Raw genomic sequence first — 4,099 nt, 5'->3', positions numbered from 1 at the left:
AACATAATCTTTGTAACGCCTAGCAATTTGGCGCGACAGAGAAGGGAAATAAGTGTATAAATAGCTGTTATTTTTGTAGCCAAGCCGTCGGACAACTTCTAGTAGAGACGGCGGTGGAAATTCTTCTAATGCTGCTTCTAAAACAGGTTGAATTCTTTGTTGACGCTCCAGTTTTCGATAAGCAGCATGATTGAGTTGAATTTGAGAGCAGAGGTTGGGAAAATGATATTGCAGAACTAAAGAACGATAGTTAAGACGGCGTGCAACATCCTGCAAGGATGGTGGTGGGGACTCCTGAAGTACCTGTTGAAGGACTAACTGAATAACTTGTAATTTTTCTAAATCTAATCTTCTTAAATGTTTTCTCGTTTGAGAAGCTGGAGAGGGTAAAATTACAGATTGGTTCAAGCCATCATCAGCTAAGAATTCTTCAGTTAAAAAATCCACCAGAGAGATTTGTAACCGCTCTGTGAATTGTAATAGTTTATCAAGTTGCGGTAGAGTTGCGCCCTGATACCAACAACTCAATGTTGCCACATGAATTCCTACAAAGCGAGACAAAGCAGTAACATTACCTCCATAAACTTGATGAATATAACGAGAAAATATTTGCTGAAGTTTATAGCCTTCAATAGGTAAGTCATGACCAGATGCTAACGTAATTAATTCGCCAACATTGTTGAGTATATAACTGAAGTGATTGTCAAAGGTTTCTCCTTCCCTTAAGCCAGCAACAGCTTTTTTGCTAGAGCGTTTTCCTAACCAATGACCACATTTATTACAATATCCAGGTCGCGAGTTTCTACAAAGAACTAACTGCTGCTGATGACAATAAGGACACTTAGAGAGTAGAGGATGATGGTGGGAGGGACAAAACTCAATAATTTTAATTGACCACAGCAGGGGTTCATAGATAGTTTGTTCAGTATTTAGCCATTCTTGATAACAAATAGGACACCAAGCACGAATGGGACGGAGTAAGCTTCTTTTAGAAACAATTTCTGCTAATGGGAGTAAGGTAAGAAAACGCAAATCCTTCTGTGAGGTGAGAGCTTCTAAAGCCATTACTAGATGCGTCGCCGTCAACCCCATACCATTAATTGCAGTTCTATCTCTGTCAATCCCACATACTTTACTAATACTCTCAAATTGAGCGAATGATAGCCCTTTTTCTCTCCTAATTAGGGGAGCAATTTCAGTGAGAAGCACTTGAGAGACATTAACACAGTGTTCTTGAGCAAGTCGAATTAAGTAACTCGTTAAGCTTTCTGTATATGGAGTGCCAACTCCAATCGGTTCTAGATGATAAAAACGACTTCTCGGAGGAATTGTAGGTTTTTGCACATCCCAAGATGGATAGAGAGTAAGTCGAAATTGTTCCATATTACTTAACTCCTACAAGGGTGTCGCTTGGGTTTGGGTTGACCGACTGGTTTGGGTCTTTTTCTGTTTAAATTGTTGCCCGAATGGAAGGAGGGAAATAGCTGCGAATTCAAGCTACTTTTTCCGGGTGTTACTGACAACCCTAATTCAGCACGTAGTTGTTCGACTTCGGCTTCAATTTGAGCATGATTGTACTCACCCTCCTTAATTTTCTTAAGTATATTCCGGCATTGAGCCACTCCTAAAGCTCGTCGCTCTAAATGTTTTTTTCCTACAGTAACAGCACCTTCTGCTATCGCATCTGCCAGGGCATTTCTCAACCAATTCTTAAGAATACCCACACAGCCTAAACTCCTCTCATAACAATAGTCCCAATTTGATACTAAATCGGGTGCTTCTGGTAATGGCAGATGTAATTGAAAACCCCAAACCACACTTTGGAATATTTCTCTATCTTCTTTAACATCAGCATGATATCGAGGAAAATGTACATAAACACTACGTCGGCTCAACTGGTCGCCGACATCGTGCAGAGTGAGTAATTCGTAAGTCCCAACTAACCCATGAACTACCTCTGTACGGTTAGCTAATGACTTAATTGCTTCTGGTAAATCTGTGAGTTTTCGTCCACTGGCAAGCATCAGTAGATGGTGCGCTTCATCAATAAAAAAGATTTTCGGTTTTCGGTGTTTTAAAGCTTGTTCTAATGCCCAAGCTAAATCCGTTTCAATCACTTTAGATTCAATGATAACTTGACCATTCTGATTTCGATAAATTCCTCTTGTCCCATAGTCTATTTTCTGGTCAATCAAGGGTTCGTTGAGAGCAAATAAACAACGTTTAATATGGTCTTTGGAGTTAAACAGCCCTGATTTTTGGATGACGGCTTCAACACTAGCAACTGGTATGCAACCGGGGTTAGTTTCTAGTTCTTCTAACGTTGACTCAATCAACCATTTTTCAATCAACAATCGCAAAGTTGTTTTTCCAACTCCAGTCGGCCCATAAATAAAAATCACCCGCGATTCTCCCGACTGATTAACTAACAATTTGAGTAAATTGACGGCTTCGTCTAAGCGGGGATGTGCCATTGTGTAGTTGTCAAAATAAGCCAATCTCTCTTCTGGAGATTGGGTCAGTAGAGATGGAGGAAATTGTTGAGGATAAGACATGATTAATAAGAGTCAAAAAGTTGCAGTTCCTGGGGATTAATCGAGAGACTGTTGGCACTGGGTTGGAAGGTTGAAGAACTCTCTTGAGTTGCCGGACAGATTGTTTCTGATTCTGGCAATTGGCTATCAATTTTATTGGCCACAATTCCATAATCAATGACTCGAAAAACTTCCATCATCTGAGCATCCATCAGTCGTTGTGAGAGGAGAACTTCTTCCGCCTCTGCACTGGTTAAAAATTCCGCTAACTTTTTGGCTCTAACTAAGAATTGCTTTTGATGATTTTGTTGTCGTTTTTGTAACTCGGCGGTGGCTAACCAAATCTCTTTTTCTGAGCGTCCTTTCAGGATGGAATAATATTCGCTAATACACTTAACCCATTGACCTCGGACATAGGCATAGGCAGTACCCGCATCAAATGGGTCGTATCTGATATTGACATAAGTGTGATGAATTTCTGGGTCTTTAAAGGTATTAGACCAGTAGCGAATACCTCGAATTTGTATTCCTTGGCTGGGGTGAACTTTGACTTGTCCTTTGGGTGTACTTGGTAAGGTTAATAGTTTCCAGTTTTCGTCATTACAAATTTGCCGATGGGAACGATTGCCGTATTCTGCTAACCCCGTTGTCAAAGCTGACTGAGGGGAAACTCCCAAAGCTGGATGTGGGGTGGTATCGTACTCTGAGTAAGCCCATTGGCATAAATACTGGTACAAACTACCTAAAGTCCACACTGCCAAATTTTTGGGATTGACTGATTTTGTGACTAACCTAACGTTTTTTGTGATTTGGGTATTCCCTGTCAGATTGTAGAGGAACTGGGTATTGGCAGTGCCAAATAATCGTTCACAAACTCCACTAAATCGTGATGCTGCTGGCGGTCGATGTTTGAGCGTGCATTCAAACCAAGCTAATAAGCTTTCAAAGTAGATACTGTGAAACTCTTTGCCGTTGTCGGTGATGATAATTTGCGGTAGGCGAGAATGCCGCATGACGCAAATTCGCAGTACCATCATACAACTGCGATAGGAAGGTGGGTCAAAAGTCATATAAACGGCTAGAATTCTCCGGCTGTAGGCATCGACGAGAAAGGTTGCCCAAGGTCTACCCAGTACCAGTCCGGTTTTTGAACACCGTAGCTCTATATCTAGCTGGGTATGGTCGATATGACCAATCTCGAAGGGGCGGTCTCCATGTCGGGGAGTGGTCAGTTCTAATTCCCAGTAAAAAGGTTGCTGTGGGTAAGCGGCTCTTTGTCCTTGCCGCTTCAGGGTTTGAGTGTAGCCTGAATGTCGTTTGATTTCTTGAATGAATGTCTTGTAGCTAGGAATTTGATTCTCTGGAATTCCGGCAGTTGAGCAGGCGTGGACAAAAGCTCCATAAACTTCTGATTTTCGTTTTTGTTTATGGGTTTCGTAATCTTGAGTAATAAACTTGGTCATCAATTCTAAAATCTGTTGGGGCAGTTTGCGGTAGCGGTTGCCCTTGGCATGAGAGGTTGTTAGCAATCCGATGTAGCCATAGCCGTACTTTTGCTGCGCGAT

Annotated in this window: 3 protein-coding genes; all 3 read right to left on the bottom strand. The window is 41.6% G+C overall.

Features of this window, described 5'->3' with window-relative positions; translation table 11 throughout:
• On the bottom strand, window positions 1-1,383 hold a 1,383-nt coding region (locus tag PL9631_RS06105), incomplete at its 3' end, for a TniQ family protein (protein WP_083618083.1).
• Window positions 1,384-1,388: 5 nt separating this feature from the next.
• Window positions 1,389-2,555, bottom strand: coding sequence for an AAA family ATPase (locus tag PL9631_RS06100; protein WP_083616945.1), 1,167 nt, complete (start codon window positions 2,553-2,555; stop codon window positions 1,389-1,391).
• Between the two features lie 2 nt (window positions 2,556-2,557).
• On the bottom strand, window positions 2,558-4,099 hold a 1,542-nt coding region (locus PL9631_RS06095), incomplete at its 5' end, for a DDE-type integrase/transposase/recombinase (protein WP_156090472.1).

The sequence above is a fragment of the Planktothrix paucivesiculata PCC 9631 genome, from assembly GCF_900009265.2.
GTDB lineage: Bacteria > Cyanobacteriota > Cyanobacteriia > Cyanobacteriales > Microcoleaceae > Planktothrix > Planktothrix paucivesiculata.
The sequence above is the reverse complement of the archived record's forward strand: the minus strand, read 5'-3'. Positions and strand labels throughout refer to the sequence as shown.